This is a genomic window from Pseudomonas sp. BIGb0164 (assembly GCF_024810135.1).
Lineage (GTDB): Bacteria > Pseudomonadota > Gammaproteobacteria > Pseudomonadales > Pseudomonadaceae > Aquipseudomonas.
In genome coordinates this window covers 48,274-71,414 of sequence record NZ_JANUEA010000003.1, presented here as the reverse complement: position 1 = coordinate 71,414, position 23,141 = coordinate 48,274, and the positions used below count along the sequence as shown (strand labels likewise).

Here is a 23,141-nt window from a genome sequence, read left to right as displayed (position 1 = left end):
TTCGGTCGCTCCTACAGTTCGATGCTCATGCCGTCGTAAGCCACTTCGACATTACGCCGCACCAGCTCCGCGCGCTCGGGGGAATCTTCATCGAGGATCGGGTTGGTGTTGTTGATGTGGATAAGCACTTTGCGCTGCTCTGGCAATTGCTCCAGCACTTCCAGCATGCCGCCAGGGCCATTCTGGGCCAGGTGGCCCATCTCGCGGCCGGTGCGGGTGCCAACACCACGGCGTTGCATTTCGTCGTCGTCCCACATCGTGCCGTCCACCAGCAGGCAGTCGCTGCCGGCCATGATCTCCAGCAACGGGGCGTCGACCTTGCCCAGACCCGGGGCGTAGAACAGTTTGCCGCCGGTGCGCAGGTCTTCGACGATCAGGCCGATGTTGTCACCTGGGTGCGGGTCGAAGCGGTGCGGTGAATAGGGTGGCGCGGCGCTGCGCAGTGGCAATGGGGTAAAGCGCAGGTTGGGGCAGGCCGGGACGGTGAAGCTTTTATCCAGCTCGATGCGGTTCCAGGCCAGGCCACCGTTCCAATGGGTGAGCATGGTGAACAGCGGGAAGCCGGTGCTCAAGTCTTCATGGACCATGTCGGTGCACCACACCTGGTGCGGGCAGCCTTCGCGCAGGCTGAGCAGGCCGGTGGTGTGGTCGATCTGGCTGTCCATCAGGATGATCGCACTGATGCCGGTGTCACGCAGGGCGCGGCCGGGTTGCATTGGGGCAAAGCCCTGGAGTTGCGCACGGATATCCGGTGAGGCGTTGCACAGTACCCAGTTCACGCCGTCGTCGGAGATTGCGATGGACGACTGGGTGCGCGCCTGGGCCCGCAGGCTGCCGTCGCGAAAACCCGCGCAGTTGACGCAGTTGCAGTTCCACTGCGGGAAACCACCGCCAGCGGCGGAACCTAGAATCTGGACAAACATGGCAACTCCATCAAGCAAAGCTCAAAACAAAAACGCCCCGGGCGAACCGAGGCGTTGTATTACCCAGCGGATTAACGGCTGGCGAAGTACATGGTGACTTCGAAACCGATGCGCAGATCAGTGTAAGCAGGTTTGGACCAGGTCATATTCATACTCCTACCAAGGGATGGGACGTTCACTACCAAGTAATACATATAGTCCACCTCCAGTCGGAGATGTTCAGATATTGCGTAGGAATGTTACCCAATTCTTGTCGAGTTAGCGCTGTCTCGGCGGAAAAAGCCTGTTGCAGAGACGGCAATGATCAATCTGCTACCTGCCAGCTATCTGAAGTTCGCGGGCCATTGGCGACACAGCGCCAGCCGCCTGTGGCCGCGTTCAGTTGCCGTGCGGCGTGTTGCAGGTCTTCGCGGGTGCAGCCTTGGATCTGTTGTTGAAGGGCTTCAAGGTATCCCGACGGATGGCCGGCCAACCGTGCCTGCCAGACCAGCTCGGCAGCTTGGGCAATCGGCAGCGTTTGAGGTGAGAACTGCTGTGCCAACGCCTGATGGCCCAAGTCAGGGCTGCCGTCGATCAGCGCCGGCACCTGCTGAAGAAAGGTTTGCAGGTGATCAACGATGCCTTTCAGCGCTACGTCAGGGGATTTCACGCCAAATAGCAGGCCGGTTTGCCCGTTGATCTGTCGGATACCGCTGAACACGGCGTAGCCGATTTGCAGTTCGACCCGCAGGCGTTGGTAGAACGGTCCTTGGAGCAGGTGGCCGAGCAGCCGCCACGCGGCCTCATCGGCCAGGGATTGGCTCGGTGCTGGGCAGAACAGCAACAGTGCGGCTTCGCTGGAATCGGTTTTCACCTCATGCCAATGAAGCCCGCCCAGCGTCACAGGTGAGTGCTCAAGGTTGGCAGGCTGGCCGGGCAAGCGCGCCGCCGCCGTTTTGAGTGCGGCCTCCACCGAGGCGGGAAACCCCAGTCCCTGGGCTTGCCAGCGAGCAGTGGCCCATGAAGCCTTGCTGTCCAGAGGGTGGGCCGTGAGAAAAGCGGGCAGCGCCTTGAGTAATTCCCGGATGGCAATCATGGGCGTGTTGGTTGAAGGTGCCTCGTGAGCTTGGTTCAGGCTTTGCGCCAACGCCTCCAGGACAGCCGGCATGGGGTCGTGCAGCCCGACCAGCTTCACCAACCAGTCATGGCCTACGGTTTCGAACGATATTTCCACGCCGGCCTGGCGAGCGTTCTCACGCAGGGGCTGCAAGGCACCTTCCAGGCCAGCAGGGGCACCCTGCCATTGCACGTACAGCGCGCCTTCATCACCGTCGTCCGCCAACGCCTGGCTGAATGTCAGCGCCGACACCTCACGCCGACCACGGGAGCGATCCTGGGCAAAGGTGCGCAAGCCCCGGTGGGCGCTGGTCTGGCCGCGGATCAGCCCAGCACGTTCTTCTTTCACCGGCGCCCGCAGGAACGGGTTGGGTGGCGGCAGTTGCCAGGCATGCGTGGCGGGCTTGAGGTGCAGTGCGTCCAGCAGGGTCTTGAGGGCTGCGAGGCTCTGTTGTGACAGGGCTGCCTGATTGTTTCGCGCCAATGCCAGGGCGCCCTGGACCTGTTGTTGACGAGCGGCCAGCAGGGTGAACTCCTCCTGCAGGGCCGTCCAATCGCTGTGTGCGAAAAAGCTCAGCCAGTCGTGCAGCAATGCCTCGATCTGGGTCGGTGATGCGCCGTCGGGGCTGAGCGTAATGTCGATATCCAACACGGCTTGCCCCGCGAAGTGATACAGCACGCTGGCCTGCACTGCCGTGGCCAGCTGGCATGTTTTCAGTTCGGCCAGCAGCCCGCCCTGCGCCGAAGCGTTGAGCCAGGTGCAGAGAAAATCCAGGGCCTCTCGGGGCGCATCGCCGGTGATAACCTGATGCAGATGATCGCCGGCCAGGTGCTGATAGCTGGGCGTTGGCCCGGGCATCAGGGCGGGCGGATTGGCCTGCGGTTGTCGGGTGCCGAAGGGCAGTTGCTCGCTGAACTGCTGTGCCAGGGTTTGGAGTGTTTGCAGCGACTGTGGCCCGGCCAGGCTCAGGGTCATCTGCCCGCTCTGATAAAAGCGGGTATGGAATTCCCGCAACGCCTGCTGAAAGGTCTCACGCTCAACTGGCAGGCTGTCGCGGTTGCCCGCATGAAACCCTCGCAGCGGATGGTCCGCCGCCAAGCCTTCCAGCAAAGCCACTTGCTGCTGCGCCTTGGCATCCTGGCTCCAGGCGACAAATTCCGCGTGCAACACCTCGCGTTCGCGCAACTGGTCTTCCACTGCCAGGCGCGGCTGGGCCAGCATGTGCGCCAGCCGGTCCAGGCCACCGGCAAACGTCGGTTCTGGCAGTTCAAAGAAGAAGTCTGTGGTGCGCTCGCGTGTGCTGGCGTTGACCTGGCCCCCATGGCGTTGCACGTAGGCCATCAGCCCTTCGCCCGCAGGAAAGCGCTCAGTGTCCAGAAACAACAGATGCTCAAGAAAATGCGCCAGCCCCGGCCACGCCAAGGGCACGTCATGGCTGCCGGCAGCCACCTGGAGAACAGCAGCGCAACGCTTCAGGCGCGGCGCATGACGCAGGGAAACCCGCAAGCCGTTGGCCAGGGTCAGGTGAAGGTGATGAGGGTGGGCCGGCGCGGGCATGGGCACTTCCGAAACGTTGGAAGTGCCCATGTTAACAAACCGGCTGGTTCAGGGTTTGTGCAGTGCGCCGTAGAGTTCGGGGCGACGGTCTTGCAGGTAGTGGTTGGCGGCGCGGGCATCGAGGATCGATTGACGCTCCAGGGTGCCAACGATCAAGGCTTCATCCAGCCCCGCCTGGGCGATGCGCTGGCCGTTCGGCGCGGCGATGCTGCTTTGCCCGCAGTACTGGATCTCACCTTCGTGCCCACAATAGTTGGCGTAGGCCACATAACATTGATTTTCAAACGCCCGCGCCCGCACGGTGACATCGGCGACAAAGTCGAAGGGCACCATGTTGGCGGTGGGCACCAGGATCAGCTCGGCGCCGGCCAGGGCCAGGCGCCGGGTGTTTTCCGGAAACTCCAGGTCGTAGCAGATCAGGAAACCGAGCTTCCAGCCGTTGAGTTCCACCAGCGGGAAGTCATCCTCGCCGGCACTGAACATCGAGTGGTCCAGGTCGCCGAACAGGTGCGTCTTGCGGTAGTTGCACAGGCGCTGGCCCTGGGCGTCGATCAGTTGCACGGCGTTGTAGATTTGCCCGTCTTCGGCACGCTCCGGGTAACCGTAGAGAATCGCCAGCCCGGCGCTTTTGGCCAGCTCGGCAATGGCCTGTGCCGACGGCCCATCCTGCGCCTCGGCCAGGGCGCCCACCGCTTCTGCGCCGATGTTGTAGCCGGTGAGAAACATCTCCGGCAGCACCAGTACATCGGCGCCAGAGGCCTCGTGCGCCAATTGATGCAGGCGTGTGAGGTTGCCGGCGACGTCCAGCGGCAGTGGCGGGCATTGGTACAAGGCAACACGCATGTTGAGTTCCTCAGTCGGCCAGGGCGATCGGCCCGATTTCGTCGAACACATCCCCAGGCCCCGGGTTCTCGGGGTGAGTGCTGCCGCCGAAGTGGGTCATGATGCCCCACACGGCGTTCAGCGAGGTCTGCACCGCGCCCTCCACCCACGCGGGCGTCCAGGAGACGTCATCACCGGCGATAAAGATCCCGCGCTGTTCGGCGGGCATGTCCTTCTGCATGAAGTGCGCATACATGCGCTGGTTGTAGCGATAGTGGCCCGGCAGGGCGCCTTTGAAGGCGCCGAGGAAGTGCGGGTCAGCCTCCCAGGACACGGTGATCGGGTCGCCGATGATGCGCGCCTTGATGTCGACGTTCGGGTAGATCTTTTTCAGCGCATCCAGGGCCAGCTTCACGCGTTTGTCGATGGGTTGCGGCAGCATTTTCAGCGCATCGCTCATCCACGAGTACGACAGGCAGATGACCCCCGGCTTGTCGTCGCCGTTGTCGAACAGGTAAGTGCCACGGGTGAGGCGATCGGTGAGGGTCATGCTCATCAGGTCGCGGCCGGTTTCCGGGTCTTTGTCTTTCCAGAACGGGCGATCGACCATCACGAAGGTCTTCGATGATTGCATGTAGCGGGTGCGGTCGAGGGCCATCCACATTTTTTGCGAGAACAAGGTTTCATCGCATTCGATTTGGGTGGTCAACAGCCAGCTTTGGCAGGTGGTCAGCACGGCGGCGTATTCGCGGGTGTCGCCGTAGTTGTCGGTGACCGCGAAACGGCCATCCGGTGCGTGGGCAATGCGTTTCACCCCGGCGCGCGGCGCACCGCGGTGCAGCGAACTCAGGCTGGTGCCGGCCGGCCAGTGGGCGCAGCGCTCTGGCACATGGCGCCAGATGCCCATGGGCACCTGCGCGACGCCGCCGACGACGAGGTGCTGATGGTCGTCGCAGTTGGTCATCACCACGCGGAAGATTTCCAGCATGGAGTTGGGGAAGTCCGAGTCCCAGCCACCGGTGCCGAAACCCACCTGGCCAAACACTTCGCGGTGCGCAAACGAGAGCTTGGCGAACGCCTTGGAGGTGGCGACGAAGTCGTAGAAGGTGCGGTCGTCCCACAGGGGTACCAGCTTGTTCCACAGTTCCTTGAGGCGCGGTACGTCGCGGTCGCGGATGGCTTGTTGGATATCGCCGAACTGCGAGCCCGCTTCCAGGGCATCGGCCCAGGCGTCGGCCACTTCCTGGAACAGAACGGGCAGGTCGGAGAGTTTTTGCGCGTAGTGGGTCTGGCCTTCGAGGTCGATCACCGTGCTGCCAGAGGCGGGTGTCAGCGGGTTGGGAAAAGGTTTGGTTTCCAGGCCCAGCTTGTCCACATAGTGGTAGAACGCGGTGGACGACACAGGGAACCGCATGCCGCCCAGCTCGGCGATGATGCCTTCGGCGCCTTCGAAGGCCTGGGAGCGCAAGCGGCCGCCCATCTTCGAGGCCTCGTACACCACCGGCTTGAGGCCCAGCTTCATCAACTCGTAAGCGGCCACCAGGCCTGCGATGCCCGCGCCGACGATCGCCACTTCGGCACCGTGGTTGGCGGCGGGGATGCTGCCGAGCCCGGCCGGGTGCTCGATCCAGTCATCAAAGGCAAACGGGAAATCCGGGCCGAAGATGGTGATGGGTTTCTTACCGTCTGCAGGGTGGCGATTGTTCTTGTTGAGTTCGTTCATGGCAAACCTGGCTGGCAACTCGGCGGGGCACGTCCCGCTGAGTATAGGAAAAGATGGCAGCCAGTTTAGGGAGCCTTGCGCTCGTTAATAAGACGCAAAGTGTCGTCGTAATGAATTGTTTTTAGTCAGAGTGACGAAGTCGACGGTCAGATTGGCTGTCCACGATCCAATTTGTTACTGAGGATGATCGACGTGGTGGTTTTCTCCACGCCGTCGACACTGCCGATCTGGTCCAGCAGTTGATCCAGCTGTTCCGGCGAATCGGTGCGCAGCCACGCCACATAGTCGAACTCGCCACTCACCGCGCACAATTGCTGGACCTGGGCCATGGCACTGAGCTTGCGCAGCACGTCCTTGCCCGAACGCGCCTGCACGGTAATGCCCACATACGCCTGCAAACCGCCGTCGACCACCCGTTGGCCGAGACGTACGCCGTATCCGGTGATCACCTGGGTCTTCTCCAGCCGCGCCAGGCGCGACGTCACCGTTGTGCGTGCGATACCCAACTGCCGGGCAAGCATGGCGACGCTTTCGCGGGCGTTGATCTGCAGGGCAGCGATCAGTTGGCGGTCGATTTCATCGAGGATGGGCAAGGGGAGGGCTCCAGTGCGGGCGGCAATGGGACGGTATATTACAGCCTTCCAGACACACAAAAGCCGCGCAATGCGCGGCTTTCTTGTTTGGTGGGCCCACACGGACTTGAACCGTTATGTGGTATGTAAAGAGTCCGTTCGTGTACTGTCCGTCCGATCGGATCACCGGTCAACTGCCCGTGAAATCTAGTGATTGTTTCCGGTTGACGATCATGTGGCCATAGCTAATTAAATACAACTCTGGTGTTGTATTTGGATGGCTCGTCACAATGCGCCCACCTCGCGTGTGCTAGGGAACATCTAAATCACCGTGCAGCGTTCACCTCAGACGAGCTTATTGCGGAAAATCTCTGAAGCCTCATCGGAGCTCGTGGTCGCCGGTCTGCTCAACGGTTCGGGCGGAAGCGGCGATGAGCGACATGCGCCATCGCTTCATTGAAGGCTGCAGGGTTTTCCAAATCGCACCGTAATTTCACTGAAATTGGCATTATTTGGGCGCACCTTTTTGCTCCTTTCCTTTTAATCTCAATGCTAAATGTTACCAACTTGGAGGGGGAAATCGGTGTACACCGCTCCTGCGTCGCCGCCAGCTACAAAGGGCGGCTAGACCAAGAAACGGCGACCCTCCTATGCCCGCGCTTTGTATTATCATTGCGCCAGCACCGAATCGCCGAATGGATAATTTATGAAAATTGACGCAATGATGCGGGATATACGCGTTATCTCCCTGGATCAAATTAAGCTCGACCAGGAGAACGTGCGATTCGGCAACGATGTCGCCCAGAATCAGCGTGAAGCTATCAAGCTGATGCTCTCCAATCCGGAGGAGGCCAAGAAAATTCTTCGCCTGGCTGAACATATTGTTGAAAACGGTCTTGACCCTACAGAGCTGCAGCTTGTGACACCGGACGAAGACGGCAACTTTATAGTCCTTGAAGGAAATCGCCGGCTTACAGCCCTTAAGCTCCTTCAGCGTCCCGACCTTTGTCCTGCAGATCGCGGCTATAAAGGCTTTCTGAAAGCCCATCATAATTTGACGGATGGGGTGCCTGAAAGCCTTCAATGCAGCGTAGTGTCTACCCGCGCTGACGGGGATGTATGGATTGAGCTAAAGCATACGGGTGAGAATCGGGGGGCAGGACGGGTTGGCTGGGACAGTGACATTCGAGACGAACGCCGGGCACGCCAGACTGGCATTGAATCTATTGGTCGCCAGATCAGAAACCTGATCGTCGACAACCAGCACATCTTCACGAACAAGGCGGCTCTGGACGTCTTCGAGATCGACGTAACGACCCTTACGCGGATCTTCTCGTCTACGCTTGGGCAGAACACCTTCCGGTTAAAAGTCGAAAATAAAATCCTGACACCACAGCTGCCACTCGACCAGATCGCGCCCGCGCTGGAGTTCATGCTCGATATGTTTGTATCCCATGGATACAACGTGAACGACGTGCGTAAGTATGAGAACCAGGTAGTTACCCTTGGGCATATTCCACCTGAAATACTGCCCGACAGTTTGGCAGAAGCCGCAAAGGTAAAGGCCAGACCGGCTCGGCCAGACACGACGAATGGTGGGGGCACAGGGGGCGGTCACAGCGCTGGTGGCAACGGTGGCTCTGGCGATGAAAAAGGTACTAACGTGCAGCCAGGTGGTGGCAACGGCACTCGACCAGGAGTAGCCAGTGGCCCTCAATCGGGCGGGACTCAGCCGGGCAAGCCGGACGGCACCGAAAATATAAAACCTGAGCCTCAAACTCCACCGGGGATTCGTGCAAAGCCGCAAGCACGCGCTAGAAAATACTTAACGCCTTGGTCGCTAAAGATTTCCAACTCCCGCATCAATGCAATATATAACGAACTTCGGGCGGTCTTGCGTGTAGATGAGTGCCCTAACGCAGTCGCAATAACTTTCCGCGTGTTCATTGAAACAACTTGCGATGAATACGCAAGATTGCAGAAAGAAGCAGGAAAAACCGTTTTGCGTTGGGATACCAATAATGAACTTCGTGGCGGAGGAAATGGTGACAAGTTAGTCATGAAGGTTCAGTCGGTCGTTAAACACCTGGAAGCTGAAAAGAAAATAGCAGCCTCAGCGTCAAAGGCCATTTTCAAGCGTGCCAGCTCCTATGACCAGCCAGGATCGGTAGATCACTTCAACCTGTTCGTGCACGGGACTCATAGCGCCCCGCTGCCATCCGAGCTGAAGGACATTGCGGAAGAATACCAACCTATGCTTGAAGCCATCTGGCGCTAAGCATTGGAAAATGCCCTAGCATGTGTTCTCATGTACAGCTTGACAAGCTGGGATAAGATTCATGGGCGCTTCTAGGGTATTTTCCACACCGCTACGCTACCCTGGTGGTAAGGGAAAATTTGCTCATTTCATTAAGCAAGTGTTTGAAGTGAACGGCTTGCATGATGGTCATTATGCAGAACCCTACGCGGGTGGAGCTGGTGTTGCTCTGGAGCTCATGTTCCACGAATACGCCTCAGTTATACATATCAATGACTTAGATCCGGCTATCTACGCGTTTTGGCATTCGGTAGTACATCATACTGATGATATCAGCAAAGTTATTACTGACACGCCTGTCACCATGGAAAACTGGCATAGGTTTAAGGCCGTGCTTGATAATCCCGAAGATTGCTCAGTCGTGGATCTAGCCATGGCAACCTTCTTTCTTAATCGTACTAATCGCTCGGGCATCTTGAAGGCAGGAGTTATTGGCGGAAAAGAACAAGCAGGCAAATGGAAGCTGGATGTTCGTTTCAATAAGCCTGAGCTAATTAAGCGCATTGAGCTAATTGGCAAATATAAGAATCGAATCAAAATCTACAATGAAGACGCTCTTGGCTTCATTAATAATATCATCCCTACTCTCCCCAAAAAATCCCTCACCTATCTTGATCCTCCTTATTACATCAAGGGATCTGGTCTCTATCGAAATTTTTATGTGCACGACGATCACGTACAGATCGCTAACGCGCTGGGCAGTATCGACAAGCCTTGGATCGTTTCATATGACAACGTGAGCGAAATAAAAGATATCTACACCAGCTACCGTCAGGACGAGTATTTCTTGAGCTATACCGCCCAACAAAAGAAAAAAGGCTCTGAAGTTATGATCTACGGGCCAACTATTTTAGCGCCCGAGAGTGGCTTGAACCGGAAGGCGTCGTAGGCCAAACCGCCCTATACCGCGAGATACCTTTGAGCGCTGGTGCCAAACCTGTTTTCCACGTGGACGACGAACCGACCCTTAAATTCCCCGGCGATAGGCAAGCCAGCCGGGCAGTGCGACCCACTACTCTGGCCCTTAAGATGCCAAGCAAGGTTTCACCCCATCCCGATTGAACTTACAAGATCAACTCATAGCAGTAACCTGAAGCGTGATAGCAAGAAGTTACTAATCCAGTGACACTACGCAAAAGCTGAGGCACGATTAGCTAGCCCGAGCACAACCATGCTCGCCTACCAGGCGGGGCCTTTGGATGCACGGAGCGCTCAATTCCATATCAGCTATATCACGCAAATGGAGTTCACATGGCTGTAACACTGAAACGCTCAAACCTTCAAACCGATGTCTATACCTACACTTGGACTCGAGATGAAGGCGACTCGCCTTATGCCGGCATCAAGGATCGTCGTCAGGTAGATAAGGACGAAGGCTACGAAGTCCTGTACTTCCTAGAGCAACTCCTGAATAAGCACGACAAGACGAAGGTTAAAGAGCTGTACGCCGCAGAGGACGCCCTTCATCACAAAGACTTGAGCAGGGTCACTGATCGGGCTGAACTCACCGCAGGGGTTGAGAAAATCCTGGGCTGGTGAACAAAGCTGACGCGTTACGCGGGGAATGCCGGATGTCTTCATAACTGCAGCTCGATGGCGATGACGCCGTTGCAGTTTTAGGCTTGCCCCCGCTGAGGGACGGCTGTCGTAAACCAAACCCTGGCTTCGCCAGGTTTTGGCCCTGCGGGCTTCCATCCTCAAGCCTCTGGCCCAGAATGGCAGTTGGAGATGCTTGAAGGCAGTTGAGTAATTTTCTTTAGCAAGAGGCCATCAATATACCCGTTGCCCGTTACGTCGAGGCGACTGCGCTGAGTCACAGTGACATCAGAGCTTAAGCTGGCATCACTCACGCCCCTCAAATCGTCTTGAATGGCACATCTTGCAACGATTGTGATGGCCCAATAATACCAAAAAGCCAGTTAACGCCTACGCTTAGGGATTACCCCGCGAGATGAGCGCACCATGACGAAGATTGAGGCAGGGCCGGTTGTAGCTGATGATTTCGAGACTTGGCTGAATGGACGCCCCAAATGGTTGCAGACTGCAGCTCGAATGCTTATCGACTCGAAGCGGCAGCTGAACCAAGACGAAGTCAAAGAGCTGTCCAGGCTCTGCAAGGTCGAAGCCAAAGGTGAGGCTGACACAGGATTTTTGAACGTAACGCCCGGCACGTTATCGCAGGTTGCCAATAGACCCCTGCTTCGGATTGAAGAGATCCTGGATGTGCATGGTTTGAACGCAATAAAGCCTGGCGCCAACCTCCCCTTCGGTAAGAGCAACCTGTCTGTTATCTACGGACAGAATGGAACCGGCAAGAGCGGGTTTGCAAGGTTGCTCAAGCAGATCTGCGGATCACGTTCCAAGGACGAGATTCACAGCAACGTGTTTGATGCGGCGCCTACAGCATGCCGTGCTCAATTCAAGGTGTCCATCGACGGAAAGTCAGCCGATATTCACTGGGATATCCCCAGCGGCCCTCACAAGGCCCTACGGCATGCGCAGATTTTCGATAGCAAGGCTGCCAATCAGTACATGGGAAGAACCGAAGCCTGCTATGAGCCAAGCAGGATGAAGTTTGTATCTGCGCTGATCGCGACCGCAGATGCCGTTAGCGCTGAGCTTGCAAGAGAAAAGGCGTTGCTCAGCAGAGCGCTACCCGCCATGGCTGAGAGCCTTAGTCAAACAGCAGAAGCGAAATGGCTTTCCGCATTGAAGAGCACGACTACGCCCGCGAGCATTGATAAGGAATGCCTGTATACCGACCAGCTTGATCGGGAGCGTATAGAGAGCGAAGCCTTGCTTGCAGAGAAGGACATTGCTGGACGTCTTTTAGCTATCAACAAAGAAAAAACCGCGCTGAAGAGTATTGATACAGCGATGTCGACACTTCAGCTGGGTCTGAACGACGCGACGGCGGTCGAACTGGAAAACCTCAAGAATACCGCCGTAAAAGCGAGGAGCACTTGCGAAGAGGCAGCGGCGGCTATTTTCGGGAAAGCAGAGCTTGAGGGAGTTGGTTCAGCGACTTGGCAGAAAATGTGGGAGCAGGCACGCGCTTATTCCACCAGTACAGCCTACGTTGATACAGCATTCCCTAACGTCTCAGCTGACTCACGTTGTGTACTTTGCCACCAAAGCCTCAGCGAGGACGCCAAAGCCCGACTGACAGGGTTTGAGAAGTTCGTGACTGACGGCCTCGAAACAACCGCCAAGACGGCTGAAAATGGATTTGCCGACCGCAAAAAGCGGCTGCCGGTTCTTCCAGGACAAGCTGACTGGATTGTCCACATGTCCACTCTAGGCTTTGAAGAAGCCGACGGGCTCAGCTGGCTTGGCCTGCTGAAAGCACGGTTTGATCAAATTGCACTGGGTAGCCCTTTAGGCACCCTGCAACCTTTCGACTGGTCGGGCATAAACGAGGCGGCAAAGACCAAATCTGCAAAACTCATCGAAGAGGAGCTGAGCCTGTCGGCCTTGTTGAAAGATGAGCATCGCCAGACGATGCAGAGCCGAGTCCAGCAACTCCAAGCCAAGCAGTGGCTCTATCAAAACAAGGCATCAATTACTGCTGAAAGGGCTAGGTTGATCGCCGTTGCAGCGATTGATAAAGCTTCGCGCTCAGCCGCCACCAATGCCCTGACTACGAAGAAAAACGAGCTGGCGAAGACCGAGCTTGATGCCGGCTATCAATCTCGATTCCTAGATGAGTTGAAACGCCTCGGCGGCCACCGCCTTCCAATCGCGCCGCAAAGTAAATCCGGGGGCAAGGGCAAGATCACCTTCGGCTTGAACCTGGTGGGCGCGAATGGCACCCATGGGCTGGACTACATCTTGAGCGAAGGAGAAACCAGGATCGCTGCCTTGGCCGCGTTCCTTGCGGACACTACAGGCTCAAACCAACTAGCCCCGTTCATTTTCGATGACCCGATCTCTTCGCTAGACCAGGACTTTGAAGAAAAAGTGGTCGAGCGTCTCGTGGCCCTGTCTCAGACAAGGCAGGTCATCATTTTCACTCATCGGCTTTCTCTGGTGGCTCAGGTAGAAGCCGTCACCAAAAAATGGGAGCTGATCCCAGGAATGCCCTCAGTCAAGCCAACGCTAACGTCACTCCAGAGGATGGCGAAAACTGCCGGGATCGTCGCGACTGCAAGCGCTCGAGACCTAAAGCCGGAAAGTGCGGTGCGCGGGCTGATAGATAACGCTATCACACGCCTCAAGAAGCACCAGGAAAACGCTGAGGTCGATGCTTACGAGGCGCTTGGCAAGAGCGCGTGCAGTGACTTCAGGATCATCGTTGAAAAGACGATTGAGTTCATCCTGCTAGCAGATGTCGTAGGACGTTTCCGGCGTGCAATCAACACCCAGGGCAAGCTGCACAAGGTCGCCAAGGTGACGAATGAGGACTGCCTATTCATTGATGATCTGATGACACGCTACTCGGTATTTGAGCATGCCCAGTCGGATGAGTTGTCCAGCAGCGCTCTTGAACTGGATGTCTTTGAGGCCGACGTCTTAGCTCTGCAAAAATGGATAGCCGAGTTTGGGTCGAGAACCAGCTAGCATGGCTCAGTGAGCAAGGGCCAGAGTCATAACAAGCCTCATGATTCTGGCCGGCAACTATGTAAGCTTAGGAACAACCCACCCACTAGAGTTCTACCGGGCGTCCTGTCGCTAGGCTTCAGCCTTACCTATCGCCTCGAGTCTTTTTTCAGCAGCCTGAAAAAAGAGCGTATCCGTAAGCGGATCTACAAAACCCGGGACATGGCCCGGGCCGACGTATTTGATTACATTGAAGCGTTTTACAACCGAACGCGCCGTCACAGCCTACCTGGGCGGCGTCAGTCCTGAGGCCTTTGAAAGAACCTCACTTTGAGGCTGGAAAATGTCTATGGGGGCGGGGGCAGTCCATCCGTTAGACTAGCGGTTCTTCAAGGAAGCTTTTCAAAGGAGTGAACCGGTGCAAACCAATCAAACCGTCAGTTGCCCACATTGCATGAACGACGTCCCGTGGGGCGCTTCAGTTTGTAGAGGCTGTCATGCGGAAATTGCCTATGGCACGCCAGGGGCAATCACCATCTTTTTCATTGTCATTTCAGTGGCGGCAGGTTGGTATGCGGCGAAGCTCGTTCATGATCACCTCTCCACCAATTCGACATTCCTCTGGATTGTGTTCGGGGTCGTACTGGTGCTGGTAGGCATTCTGTCCATCAAGATCTGTAAACGTCTTTACAAAGGTAAGACTTGGTTTCGAAGGATTTATCGGACCAAGTGACCGCCCGGCATATAACGTTTGTGTACGCATATGTCATGTACAAGTGGCTCAATAGGGCCAGTCGAGGCGTACGGTGTTGTTGCTGATGTTCCCGCCACGGCTAGGTTCGTTCAGGCGCTTGTCGCGATAGCCGGCGATGATGTCAGCGGAGAGGGCAGCCAGTCAGTATTTGCCCAGGTGCTCGATGAGCTTCTTGGCTTTCGAGATTTCGCCGCGCTGAGTGGTGGGCTTCTTGGTGGGGGTAATGGCGCTCAAGTAGCGCTTGAGGGCTGCTTCCAGCGTCATGCGCTCGGAGCCGCTGCGCTGTATGTACGCACCTCTGACCATTTCGTCTTCGGTACGTCAAGACCAGTCCTCCGCATCACGCTTGGTGCGGAAGGTTTTAGCCACAGTTGGCCAGCCAGTTTTGCGAATCAGCGCCTTCCAGGTGCCGGAAGGAGTTTTGACAAGAGTAGCCATGAGAGGGGGCTCCTAGGCGGCTGGCGAACCAGCACTGTACCTAAATTGTACCCTTGGACCATAGGACTGTGTCTGTGATGGTTCCGCCAGAAACGCGAAAGCCGCGCAATGCGCGGCTTTCTTGTTTGGTGGGCCCACACGGACTTGAACCGTGGACCAAAGGATTATGAGTCCTCTGCTCTGACCAACTGAGCTATAGGCCCTGTAACAGGTCGCGGATTATAGCGATGGTTTCTCCGCTGTGCTATCCGAAAAATCCTCAAGGCTCATACGAAGGAAGGTAGCGGCAAACAGCTCGGGCGGCAGGGGCAGGCTGACGATGTAGCCTTGCATCTGCTCGCAGCCTTCTGCGGCCAGGAAGGCTTGCTGGGCGGGGTTCTCCACGCCTTCGGCGATGATGGTGAATTGCATGCTGTGGCCCAGGGCAATGATGGCGCGCACGATGGCGGCGTCGTGGGGGTCGTCGGGCAGGCCGCGCACGAAGGATTGGTCGATCTTCAGGAAGTCCAGCGGCAGGCGCTTGAGGTAGCTGAGGGATGAGTAGCCGGTGCCAAAATCATCAATAGCCAGTTGCACACCCAGGCGCTTGAGCTGGTGCAGCACCTCCAGGGCCTCCTCGGCCTGGCTCATGATGAAGTTTTCGGTGATCTCCAATTGCAGGTTGCCGGGGTCGAGGCGGTAGTCGCGCAGCAATTGCTCGATGCGTGCCAGCAAGCCGGGGTGGCGCAGTTGTGCGCCGGCGAGGTTGACCGACAGCGGGCCGAAATCATCGAAGGCCTCTCTCCAGGCGGACATTTGGCGGCAGGCTTGCTCCAGCACCCAGTCGCCAATCTGCAGGATCATGCCGTTCTCTTCGGCCAGGGCAATGAAATGCTCGGGCGGCACTTCGCCAAAGGTTGGGTGATGCCAGCGGATCAGGGCTTCGGCGCCGATCAATTCCTGAGTCAGCAGGCTCTGTTTGGGCTGGTAGTAGAGGCTCAGTTCCTCGCGCTCGATCGCGCGGCGCAGTTCATGCTCCAGCGCCACGCGCTCATTGGCCTGGGCCGTGAGGTCGCGGGTGTAGCTTTCGACCCGGTTGCGACCCTTGGCCTTGGAGCGGTACATCGCCGCGTCGGCGTTCTTGACCAGGGTGGCGACGTCGGTGCCGTCCTGGGGATAAAGGCTGGTGCCAATACTGGCGCTGATAAAGAACTCGTGCTCGCCGGCCTGGAACGGTGGGGTGAAGCACGCCAGCAGCTTATTGGCCAGGTGTTCGGCGTCGCTGGCGTGTTGCAGGCCCGGCAGCAGGATGATGAACTCGTCGCCGCCCAGGCGGGCCACCGTGTCGATATCGCGCAGTTGCTCCTTGAGGCGCACGGCGATGTCCTTGAGCAGCAGGTCACCGATGGGATGGCCGAGGCTGTCGTTGATGTGTTTGAAGCGGTCCAGGTCCAGAAACAGCACGGCGCCCTGTTTGCCGGTTTCCTGATGGCCATTGAGGGCGGCCTGCAAGCGGCTTTCGAACAGCGTGCGGTTGGGCAGGCCGGTCAGTGGGTCGTGGTGGGCCTGGTAGTCGAGGCGGGCCTGGGCCAGTTTGAGGCTGGAAATATCGGCGAACACAGCAACAAAGTGGGTGATCAACTGGTCGCGGTTGCGCACGGCACTGATCGTCAGCCAGCTGGGGTACAGCTCGCCATTCTTGCGACGGTTGGAGATCTCGCCCTGCCAATGCCCCTGGGCCGTCAGTTGGTGCCACATCGCGGCGTAGAACGCGCTGTCGTGCAGGCCGGACGCGAGCAGGCGCGGGGTGTGGCCGAGGGCCTCGACTTCGCTGTAGCCGGTGATTTCGGTGAATGCGCGGTTCACGGCACTGATGTTCTGGCGGGTGTCGGTGATCAGCACGCCCTCGGCCGTGCTCTCGAACACAGTGGCGGCTTGCTGGAGTTTTTCCTGCATTAGCTGGCGGTCGGTGATGTCGCGGGCGATGGTGAGCATGCAATCTTCATCGCCGATGGGCAGCGGGCGACTGGACAGCTCGCACAGGCGAATCAGGCCGTCGGCGCGCCGGATATGGCAGATGAAGTCGCGTACGAAACCGTCGCGCTGCATCAGCTCCAGCATATGCTTGCGTTCGTTGAGGTCGACCCAGATACCCAGGTCGAGCGTGGACTGGTCCAGGGAAGTTGCGCTGGTGAACCCGGTGAGGCGGCTGAAGCCTTCGTTCACTTCAATCAGCAGCCCATCGCGCTGGCGGCTGAGCAGCAAGCCGTCGGGCGAGGCATGGAACGCCTTGGCGAACTTCTCTTCGGAGGTCTGCAGTTGTTGCTGGGTTTCCTTGAGTTGGGTGATGTCGCGTACCACCACCACCAGGGCTTCGGTGGTGTCGAGTTGGAACGGTTCGGCCGAGATCAGCCCGATGAAGGCCTGGCCGTTGCTGCGTAAAAAGGGCATTTCCAGGTTGCGAATGCTGGTGGTCTGCACCCGTTGCAACAGGTCGGGACCGACCCCCTGGATGCCCCAGATATTCAGCTCGGTGGCGGTTTTGCCGACAACGTCGGCAGCGCTCAGGCCGATCTGGTCCTCAAAGGCCTTGTTGACCTCCAGCAGGCAGCCATCCGACAGCCGTGCGATCACCAGGATGTCCGGGCATTGCTGGAACACTGAGGCGAATTTCTGCTCGGACAGCTGCAGTGCTTCCTCGGTACGCTTGGCTTCGCTGATGTCGATCATCAAGCCACGCAGTACCGGCTCATGCCCGTGCTCGATCAGGCTGACAATATCCCGCACCCACAGGCAGCGGCCATCAGCGGTGATGACGCGATAATCCAGGCTGTGGTCGCGGTTGGCGCGGGTTTCGCGGTAGCAGTAGGCTTCGGCGCGCGTCAGGTCGGCGGGGTGGATGATGTTGCGCCAGAAGCCCGGGATCAGCCAGTGCGCCCGCGGGTAGCCCAGCAGTTCCTCGGCGTGGGGGGAAACGTAGCTGTAGGTGAAATCAGTGATGCTGGCTTCCCAGGCGATGGCGGACAGGCTCTCCACCAAGCCGCGATAGTGGTATTCGCTGCTGCGCAGTTCTTGCTCAAGGGCCACGCGTCGGGAAATTTCCGAGCTGAGCCGACGATTGATCCGAATCACGATGGCCAACACGGTGCTCAGCAGTAATACGGCTGGCAGGCCGTACAGCAGCAGGTCCGCCCAGAACGTACGGTGATCGGTAAAACTGCCTACCCAGTGCTGCTGGATGGCAACGGTTTCATCCGAACTGAGGTCGGCGAGGACTTTGTCCAGAATGCCCACCAGCATTTTCCCGTCCCGTGGCACGCCCATCGCCAGTTGATAGCGGTAGGGCGTTTCTCCGCTGACATATAAACCGTCGAGCTTGAGCTGACGCAGGCTCCAGACGCTGGAAGCCAGGTCGCCCACCACCGCGTCCACTTCGTCCGTGGCCAGGGCTTGCAGGGTGGAGCTGACATTAGGCATGGCCACCAGGTTGAGGTCGGGGTGGTGAGTGCGCAGCAATTCGTGGGGGGCGTAGTTCTCCACCACGGCGATCTTGAGCCCGTACAGGTCCTTGAGGTTGCGCGGTTTCGCGCCGCCTTCATGGGCGAGGATGACGATGGGGAAGTCCAGGTACGGGCGCGTAAACGCCAGGTAGCTCTGGCGTTCCGGGGTGGACATGATACCGGGTAGCAAATCCAGCTGGTTGTTTTTGGCCTGCTCCAGCACAGCGGTCCAGTTTGCCGGCTCGATCAGCTTGATCCGGACGCCCAAGCGGTCCTGTATCAGGCGCACGTAGTCAGCCGCCAAACCTTGGTAGCGGCCATTTTCGTCGCGGTATTCAAACGGTGGCCAGGACGCGTCCACGCCCAGGCGCAGCTCCTGATGGTCCGCCAACCAGCCACGCTCATCATCAGTAAGAGTCAACGCGCCAGCCGTTGCGGTCCAGGTCAGCAGCGACAGCAGTAACACAGTCGGCAATCTGGGCATAACGGTCTCGTTATGGCACGGGGAATGTTTCGAGTGTAGACGGGCATTGCGGGAGGGAGGTGCTGCGAAGGATTTTATCGATACAAAACAAAACCCCCGGCCTGGGCCGGGGGTTCTGGTATCACTCGTCGAGGAAGGAGCGCAGATGCTCGCTTCGCGTCGGGTGGCGCAACTTGCGCAGCGCTTTGGCTTCGATCTGACGGATCCGCTCGCGGGTCACGTCAAACTGCTTACCGACTTCCTCAAGGGTGTGGTCGGTATTCATGTCGATGCCGAAACGCATGCGCAGTACCTTGGCTTCACGGGCAGTGAGGCCGGACAGTACGTCGCGGGTCGCTTCTTTCAAGCTCTCAACGGTGGCGACATCGATTGGCGACTGCATGGTCGAGTCTTCGATGAAGTCACCCAGATGGGAGTCTTCATCATCACCGATCGGGGTTTCCATGGAGATCGGCTCTTTAGCGATCTTCAATACCTTGCGGATCTTGTCCTCAGGCATTTCCATGCGTTCGCCCAGCTCTTCCGGAGTCGGTTCGCGACCCATTTCCTGCAACATCTGCCGGGAAATACGGTTGAGCTTGTTGATCGTCTCGATCATGTGCACCGGAATACGGATGGTGCGGGCCTGGTCGGCGATCGAGCGAGTGATCGCCTGACGGATCCACCAGGTGGCATAGGTCGAGAACTTGTAGCCACGACGGTATTCGAACTTGTCCACAGCCTTCATCAAGCCGATGTTGCCTTCCTGGATCAGGTCGAGGAATTGCAGGCCACGGTTGGTGTACTTCTTGGCGATGGAGATCACCAGACGCAAGTTCGCTTCAACCATCTCTTTCTTCGCGCGGCGGGCCTTGGCCTCACCGATCGACATGCGACGGTTGATGTCCTTGATCTCGGCAATCGTCAGACCGGTTTCGGTCTCAAGTGCAGTCAGCTTCTGCTGGCAACGGATGATATCCGGTTGCAGGCGGCCGATGGCTTCAGCGTATTTCGCCTTGCCCTTGGCCAGTGCGTCGGACCAGCTTTCGTCAACTTCGTTGCCCGGGAACTGGCGCAGGAAATCGGCACGCGGCATGCGCGCATCGCGGACACAGAGCTGCATGATCGCACGCTCTTGTGCACGCAGACGCTCAAGGGCGCTGCGAACGCGCTCAACCAGGCCTTCGAATTGCTTGGGCACCAGCTTGATCGGCATGAACAGCTCAGCCAGGGCCAACAGCTCGGCGATTGCCTGCTTGTTGGTGCGGCCGTGCTTCTTCAGCGCCTTGCGGGTGACTTCCATCTGATCGGACACCGCACCGAAACGCTGGGCTGCGATGATCGGGTCCGGACCGCTTTCGACTTCTTCTTCGTCGTCGCTGCTGGCTTCAGCATCGTCGTCATCGGAATCGTCGTCAGCTTTCGCAGCTTTCGCATCGACAGGCGGCGGTACTTCGGCGGCAGGCGGGGCAATGCCGTCGTCCGGGTCGATATAACCGCTCAGGACGTCGGACAAGCGGCCACCTTCGGTGGTCACGCGGTTGTACTCGGAGAGAATGTGGTCAACCGTGCCAGGGAAGTGCGCGATTGCGCCCATCACTTCACGGATGCCCTCTTCGATACGCTTGGCGATTTCGATTTCGCCTTCGCGAGTCAGCAGCTCGACCGTGCCCATTTCACGCATGTACATGCGCACAGGGTCAGTCGTACGGCCGATATCGGTCTCCACCGCAGCCAACGCGGCGGCAGCTTCTTCAGCGGCGGCTTCGTCGGTATCGGCGTCAGCCAGCATAAGGGAATCCTTATCTGGCGCAGCTTCGAATACGTTGATCCCCATGTCGTTGATCATGCGGATGATGTCTTCCACCTGCTCTGGATCTGAAATATCCTCAGGCAGGTGGTCGTTGACCTCCGCGTAAGTCAGGTAACCCTGCTCACGACCGAGAACGATCAACTCTTTGATACGAGACTGCTGTTGCGCTTTTCCGGACATAACACCCTATCCACTGAAGGTCTTGGCGGGCAAAAAACAAGCCGAGGATTATACCCGAGCTATGACCTCACACGCCAGCTGAGGTCGGGTTTGATGCGGAAACATTCTGTTTTAAGAGGTCGCGCATCTGTTTTGCTATCTGAATTTGCTCTTCAGCCGACAATCCCGGCTGCCTTGCTCTCTTGATGAGTTCGTCGAGGGTCTGCGTGTGCTGACCCGCGGATAACCTAGTAATGGTGTCTAAAAACTGTTGTTCAAGGTTTTCGCCGTCAATTAGCCACTCCTTTTCCGCAAGCGCCTTCAGAAGGCGGCCCTGTTCGGTGCCGTGCCAGCGCGCCATCAATTGAATTGAGTTTAGCTTAGGATTTTTCTGTACCGCCTCGATCAGCGCGATCAGCACCTGGGCGTAAGTGTTGCTTGCGTTGGCAAAGTGATCGGCGCTTTCGACCTTTTCCGCCAGTTGCGGGTGGTGGATGAGCGTGCGCAGCGCGATCAGTGTAGGCGCTTCTACGGCAACGGGCGTGCGCGGTGCGTAGGCTTCATCGCGGTCGCCTCGCTTGCCGTTCTTGCTCCACGGTTTCTTGTCCCATTTCTTGCCGTCGCCACCCGACTTTTTCGGTGTCCACTCCTGCTGGGGTGCGTAGGCCTCCTGCGGTTGGTGGAAGTCTGAATAGTCCGGCATGGCGTCGTAATCCATGCCGGGGTCGTAAGTCGGTGGCGGCGCATCGTGCGGTGCGCTGTGCACCAGTTGGCTGACGGCTTCGCCGCTCAACCCGGTGATTTCCTGCAGGCGCATGCGCATCAGCGATTTCAGGTTGGCGCCGGGGACTTTGTCGATCAGTGGCGCCGCGAGCGTGGCCATATGGGCCTTACCCTCGAGGGAGCGCGGGTCGGCTTCTTCGGTCAACTGCTGGAAGAAATAGTCCGCCAGCGGCTGCGCATGTTGATTGATGCGCGCGCGGAAGGCGTCGGTGCCTTCGGAGCGCACCAGGGTGTCCGGGTCTTCGCCTTCGGGCAGGAACAGGAAGCGCGCGCGGCGCCCGTCTTGCAGGCTCGACAGTGTTGCCTCCAGGGCACGCCAGGCGGCATTGCGGCCCGCCTGGTCGCCATCGAAGCAAAACAGCACGCTGGGCACCACGCGAAACAGGCGCTTCATGTGTTCTTCGCTGGTCGCGGTACCCAAGGTCGCGACGGCATTGCGCAAGCCCTGTTGGGCGAGCGCAATCACGTCCATATAGCCTTCAACCACGATGATTTCGTCGAGGTTGCGATTGTTCTTGCGCGCCTCGAACAGGCCATAGAGTTCCTGACCTTTGTGGAAGACCGGCGTTTCCGGGGAGTTCAGGTACTTGGGTTTGTCGTCCCCCAGTACCCGGCCACCAAAGGCGATGATGCGGCCCCGGCTGTCGCGGATCGGGAACATTACCCGGTCGCGGAAGCGGTCATAGCGCTTGCCGGTCTCGGCGTTTTCCACCAGCAAGCCGGCATCGATCATGGCTTTTTGCTGGAGAGTGTCACTGCTCAGGTGCTTGTACAGGTTGTCCCAGCCAGGCGGGGCGAACCCCAGGCCAAAGTCGCGGGCGATTTCACCGGTAAGGCCGCGGCCCTTGAGGTAGTCGACGGCGGCCTTGCGCTGCGGATGGCTTTTAAGCGCCTGACGGTAAAACTCGGCAGCGGCAGTCAGCAGCGGGTACAGCGGCGAATCGGTGGGCTGACGCGGTTTGTGCGAGCGCCCGCTTTCTTCGCGAGGGACTTCCATGCCGGCGGCTTTTGCCAGGTCCTCGATCGCCTGGGGGAAGTCCAGGTTGTCGTGGTCCATGAGAAAGCCCAAGGCGTTGCCGCCTGCGCCGCAGCCGAAGCAGTAATAGAACTGCTTGTCGGGGCTGACGCTGAAGGATGGAGTCTTTTCTTTATGGAATGGGCAGCAGGCGGTGTAGTTCTTGCCGGCTTTTTTCAGTTGCACGCGCGAGCTGACAACATCGACGATGTCGGTGCGGTTCAGAAGGTCGTCAATAAAGCTCTGGGGAATCAGCCCGGCCATGGCGTTCTCGTCATCACTGCGTGTCAATGAGGGCCCATCAAATGCTCAAGCGCGCGTATTGCGTAGCTCGATCATCAGTTGTCTGCGTGGGCATTCAGGAAGTGTATCTGCCGTTCATTCACTGACGTTAGTTTCAATCAGGTTTTTGGCATGGAAATGTTGCCCCGGCGTCCGGTCTTGGCCAATGCGGCCTCGGAAGCTCATCGTCGGGCACAGTCGATACAGTTGATCGTCTGTTTGAAGAATAAGTGTGCTCGTCAGTAGCCTTGATAGGCTCGTCAGAAGAGACGTGCACCGCTGGCAAAAGAGCCAGTCCTGACGTGTGAAGCAGTTGTCTCGGTCGCATGTGCGGCGTCAACAGTGAAGCATCAAGCGATATCCGCAAATGCCATTAGCCCGGCTGAGGGCCGGGCTTGGCAGAAGC

At 58.2% G+C, this 23,141-nt stretch carries 14 protein-coding genes, 1 tRNA gene and 2 pseudogenes; 6 read left to right on the top strand and 11 right to left on the bottom strand.

The window, feature by feature from the left end; genetic code table 11:
- Positions 1 to 11 precede the first annotated feature (11 nt).
- The 6 genes from pqqB to M2394_RS08120 all read right to left on the bottom strand — a co-directional run bounded on the left by pqqB (position 12) and on the right by M2394_RS08120 (position 6,714).
- A complete protein-coding gene (gene pqqB, locus M2394_RS08145) occupies positions 12 to 923 on the bottom strand; it encodes a pyrroloquinoline quinone biosynthesis protein PqqB (protein ID WP_259172066.1) in 912 nt (303 codons plus the stop codon).
- 71 nt (positions 924 to 994) lie between these two features.
- A complete protein-coding gene (pqqA, locus tag M2394_RS08140) occupies positions 995 to 1,069 on the bottom strand; it encodes a pyrroloquinoline quinone precursor peptide PqqA (protein ID WP_003194766.1) in 75 nt (24 codons plus the stop codon).
- A gap of 158 nt (positions 1,070 to 1,227) precedes the next feature.
- Positions 1,228 to 3,576, bottom strand: a complete 2,349-nt coding sequence (gene pqqF / locus M2394_RS08135) for a pyrroloquinoline quinone biosynthesis protein PqqF (protein ID WP_259172538.1) — start codon at positions 3,574 to 3,576, stop codon at positions 1,228 to 1,230.
- Positions 3,577 to 3,624: 48 nt separating this feature from the next.
- Positions 3,625 to 4,419: a carbon-nitrogen hydrolase family protein gene (locus tag M2394_RS08130; RefSeq protein WP_259172065.1), complete on the bottom strand. Its 795-nt coding sequence runs from the start codon at positions 4,417 to 4,419 to the stop codon at positions 3,625 to 3,627.
- A 10-nt stretch (positions 4,420 to 4,429) separates the two neighbouring features.
- The gene (locus M2394_RS08125; RefSeq protein ID WP_259172064.1) at positions 4,430 to 6,121 is read right to left on the bottom strand and encodes an NAD(P)/FAD-dependent oxidoreductase; all 1,692 of its coding nucleotides are present in this window, start codon (positions 6,119 to 6,121) and stop codon (positions 4,430 to 4,432) included.
- 146 nt (positions 6,122 to 6,267) lie between these two features.
- On the bottom strand, positions 6,268 to 6,714 hold the full coding sequence (locus M2394_RS08120; protein WP_178920229.1) for an Lrp/AsnC family transcriptional regulator: 447 nt from the start codon (positions 6,712 to 6,714) through the stop codon (positions 6,268 to 6,270).
- Positions 6,715 to 7,399: 685 nt separating this feature from the next.
- Here M2394_RS08120 and M2394_RS08115 point away from each other — a divergent pair.
- The 6 genes and pseudogenes from M2394_RS08115 to M2394_RS08090 all read left to right on the top strand — a co-directional run bounded on the left by M2394_RS08115 (position 7,400) and on the right by M2394_RS08090 (position 14,282).
- Positions 7,400 to 8,971 carry a hypothetical protein gene (locus tag M2394_RS08115; protein WP_259172063.1) on the top strand — a complete coding sequence of 524 codons (1,572 nt, stop codon included), beginning with the start codon at positions 7,400 to 7,402 and terminating at the stop codon, positions 8,969 to 8,971.
- 61 nt (positions 8,972 to 9,032) lie between these two features.
- Positions 9,033 to 9,899 (top strand): DNA adenine methylase, encoded by an 867-nt coding sequence (locus tag M2394_RS08110; RefSeq protein ID WP_259172062.1) that lies wholly within the window; start codon positions 9,033 to 9,035, stop codon positions 9,897 to 9,899.
- Between the two features lie 362 nt (positions 9,900 to 10,261).
- The gene (locus tag M2394_RS08105) at positions 10,262 to 10,549 is read left to right on the top strand and encodes a hypothetical protein (protein ID WP_259172061.1); all 288 of its coding nucleotides are present in this window, start codon (positions 10,262 to 10,264) and stop codon (positions 10,547 to 10,549) included.
- Positions 10,550 to 10,972: 423 nt separating this feature from the next.
- The gene (locus M2394_RS08100) at positions 10,973 to 13,570 is read left to right on the top strand and encodes a hypothetical protein (protein ID WP_259172060.1); all 2,598 of its coding nucleotides are present in this window, start codon (positions 10,973 to 10,975) and stop codon (positions 13,568 to 13,570) included.
- Positions 13,571 to 13,708: 138 nt separating this feature from the next.
- A pseudogene (locus M2394_RS08095) lies at positions 13,709 to 13,883 on the top strand (IS3 family transposase); the annotation flags it as partial.
- Positions 13,884 to 13,967: 84 nt separating this feature from the next.
- Positions 13,968 to 14,282 carry a hypothetical protein gene (locus tag M2394_RS08090; protein WP_259172059.1) on the top strand — a complete coding sequence of 105 codons (315 nt, stop codon included), beginning with the start codon at positions 13,968 to 13,970 and terminating at the stop codon, positions 14,280 to 14,282.
- 37 nt (positions 14,283 to 14,319) lie between these two features.
- Here the strand turns inward: M2394_RS08090 and M2394_RS08085 are convergent.
- From M2394_RS08085 to dnaG, 5 genes and pseudogenes are all read right to left on the bottom strand, one after another.
- Positions 14,320 to 14,741: pseudogene (locus tag M2394_RS08085) on the bottom strand (site-specific integrase); the annotation flags it as partial.
- Between the two features lie 126 nt (positions 14,742 to 14,867).
- Positions 14,868 to 14,944: transfer RNA gene (locus M2394_RS08080), tRNA-Ile, on the bottom strand.
- A 16-nt stretch (positions 14,945 to 14,960) separates the two neighbouring features.
- Positions 14,961 to 18,704, bottom strand: a complete 3,744-nt coding sequence (locus tag M2394_RS08075; protein ID WP_259172058.1) for a bifunctional diguanylate cyclase/phosphodiesterase — start codon at positions 18,702 to 18,704, stop codon at positions 14,961 to 14,963.
- 121 nt (positions 18,705 to 18,825) lie between these two features.
- Positions 18,826 to 20,676 carry an RNA polymerase sigma factor RpoD gene (gene rpoD / locus M2394_RS08070; RefSeq protein ID WP_178920231.1) on the bottom strand — a complete coding sequence of 617 codons (1,851 nt, stop codon included), beginning with the start codon at positions 20,674 to 20,676 and terminating at the stop codon, positions 18,826 to 18,828.
- A 67-nt stretch (positions 20,677 to 20,743) separates the two neighbouring features.
- Positions 20,744 to 22,717 carry a DNA primase gene (dnaG, locus tag M2394_RS08065; RefSeq protein ID WP_178920270.1) on the bottom strand — a complete coding sequence of 658 codons (1,974 nt, stop codon included), beginning with the start codon at positions 22,715 to 22,717 and terminating at the stop codon, positions 20,744 to 20,746.
- Positions 22,718 to 23,141: the final 424 nt, after the last annotated feature.

Bases quoted from the DNA above. Each gene is read 5' to 3' on its own strand.
- M2394_RS08115 (WP_259172063.1), top strand. From the start codon at position 7,400: ATGAAAATTGACGCAATGATGCGGGATATACGCGTTATCTCCCTGGAT.
- pqqF (WP_259172538.1), bottom strand. From the start codon at position 3,576: ATGCCCGCGCCGGCCCACCCTCATCACCTTCACCTGACCCTGGCCAAC.
- rpoD (WP_178920231.1), bottom strand. From the start codon at position 20,676: ATGTCCGGAAAAGCGCAACAGCAGTCTCGTATCAAAGAGTTGATCGTT.
- M2394_RS08125 (WP_259172064.1), bottom strand. From the start codon at position 6,121: ATGAACGAACTCAACAAGAACAATCGCCACCCTGCAGACGGTAAGAAA.
- M2394_RS08130 (WP_259172065.1), bottom strand. From the start codon at position 4,419: ATGCGTGTTGCCTTGTACCAATGCCCGCCACTGCCGCTGGACGTCGCC.
- dnaG (WP_178920270.1), bottom strand. From the start codon at position 22,717: ATGGCCGGGCTGATTCCCCAGAGCTTTATTGACGACCTTCTGAACCGC.
- M2394_RS08100 (WP_259172060.1), top strand. From the start codon at position 10,973: ATGACGAAGATTGAGGCAGGGCCGGTTGTAGCTGATGATTTCGAGACT.
- M2394_RS08075 (WP_259172058.1), bottom strand. From the start codon at position 18,704: ATGCCCAGATTGCCGACTGTGTTACTGCTGTCGCTGCTGACCTGGACC.
- pqqB (WP_259172066.1), bottom strand. From the start codon at position 923: ATGTTTGTCCAGATTCTAGGTTCCGCCGCTGGCGGTGGTTTCCCGCAG.
- M2394_RS08110 (WP_259172062.1), top strand. From the start codon at position 9,033: ATGGGCGCTTCTAGGGTATTTTCCACACCGCTACGCTACCCTGGTGGT.
- M2394_RS08105 (WP_259172061.1), top strand. From the start codon at position 10,262: ATGGCTGTAACACTGAAACGCTCAAACCTTCAAACCGATGTCTATACC.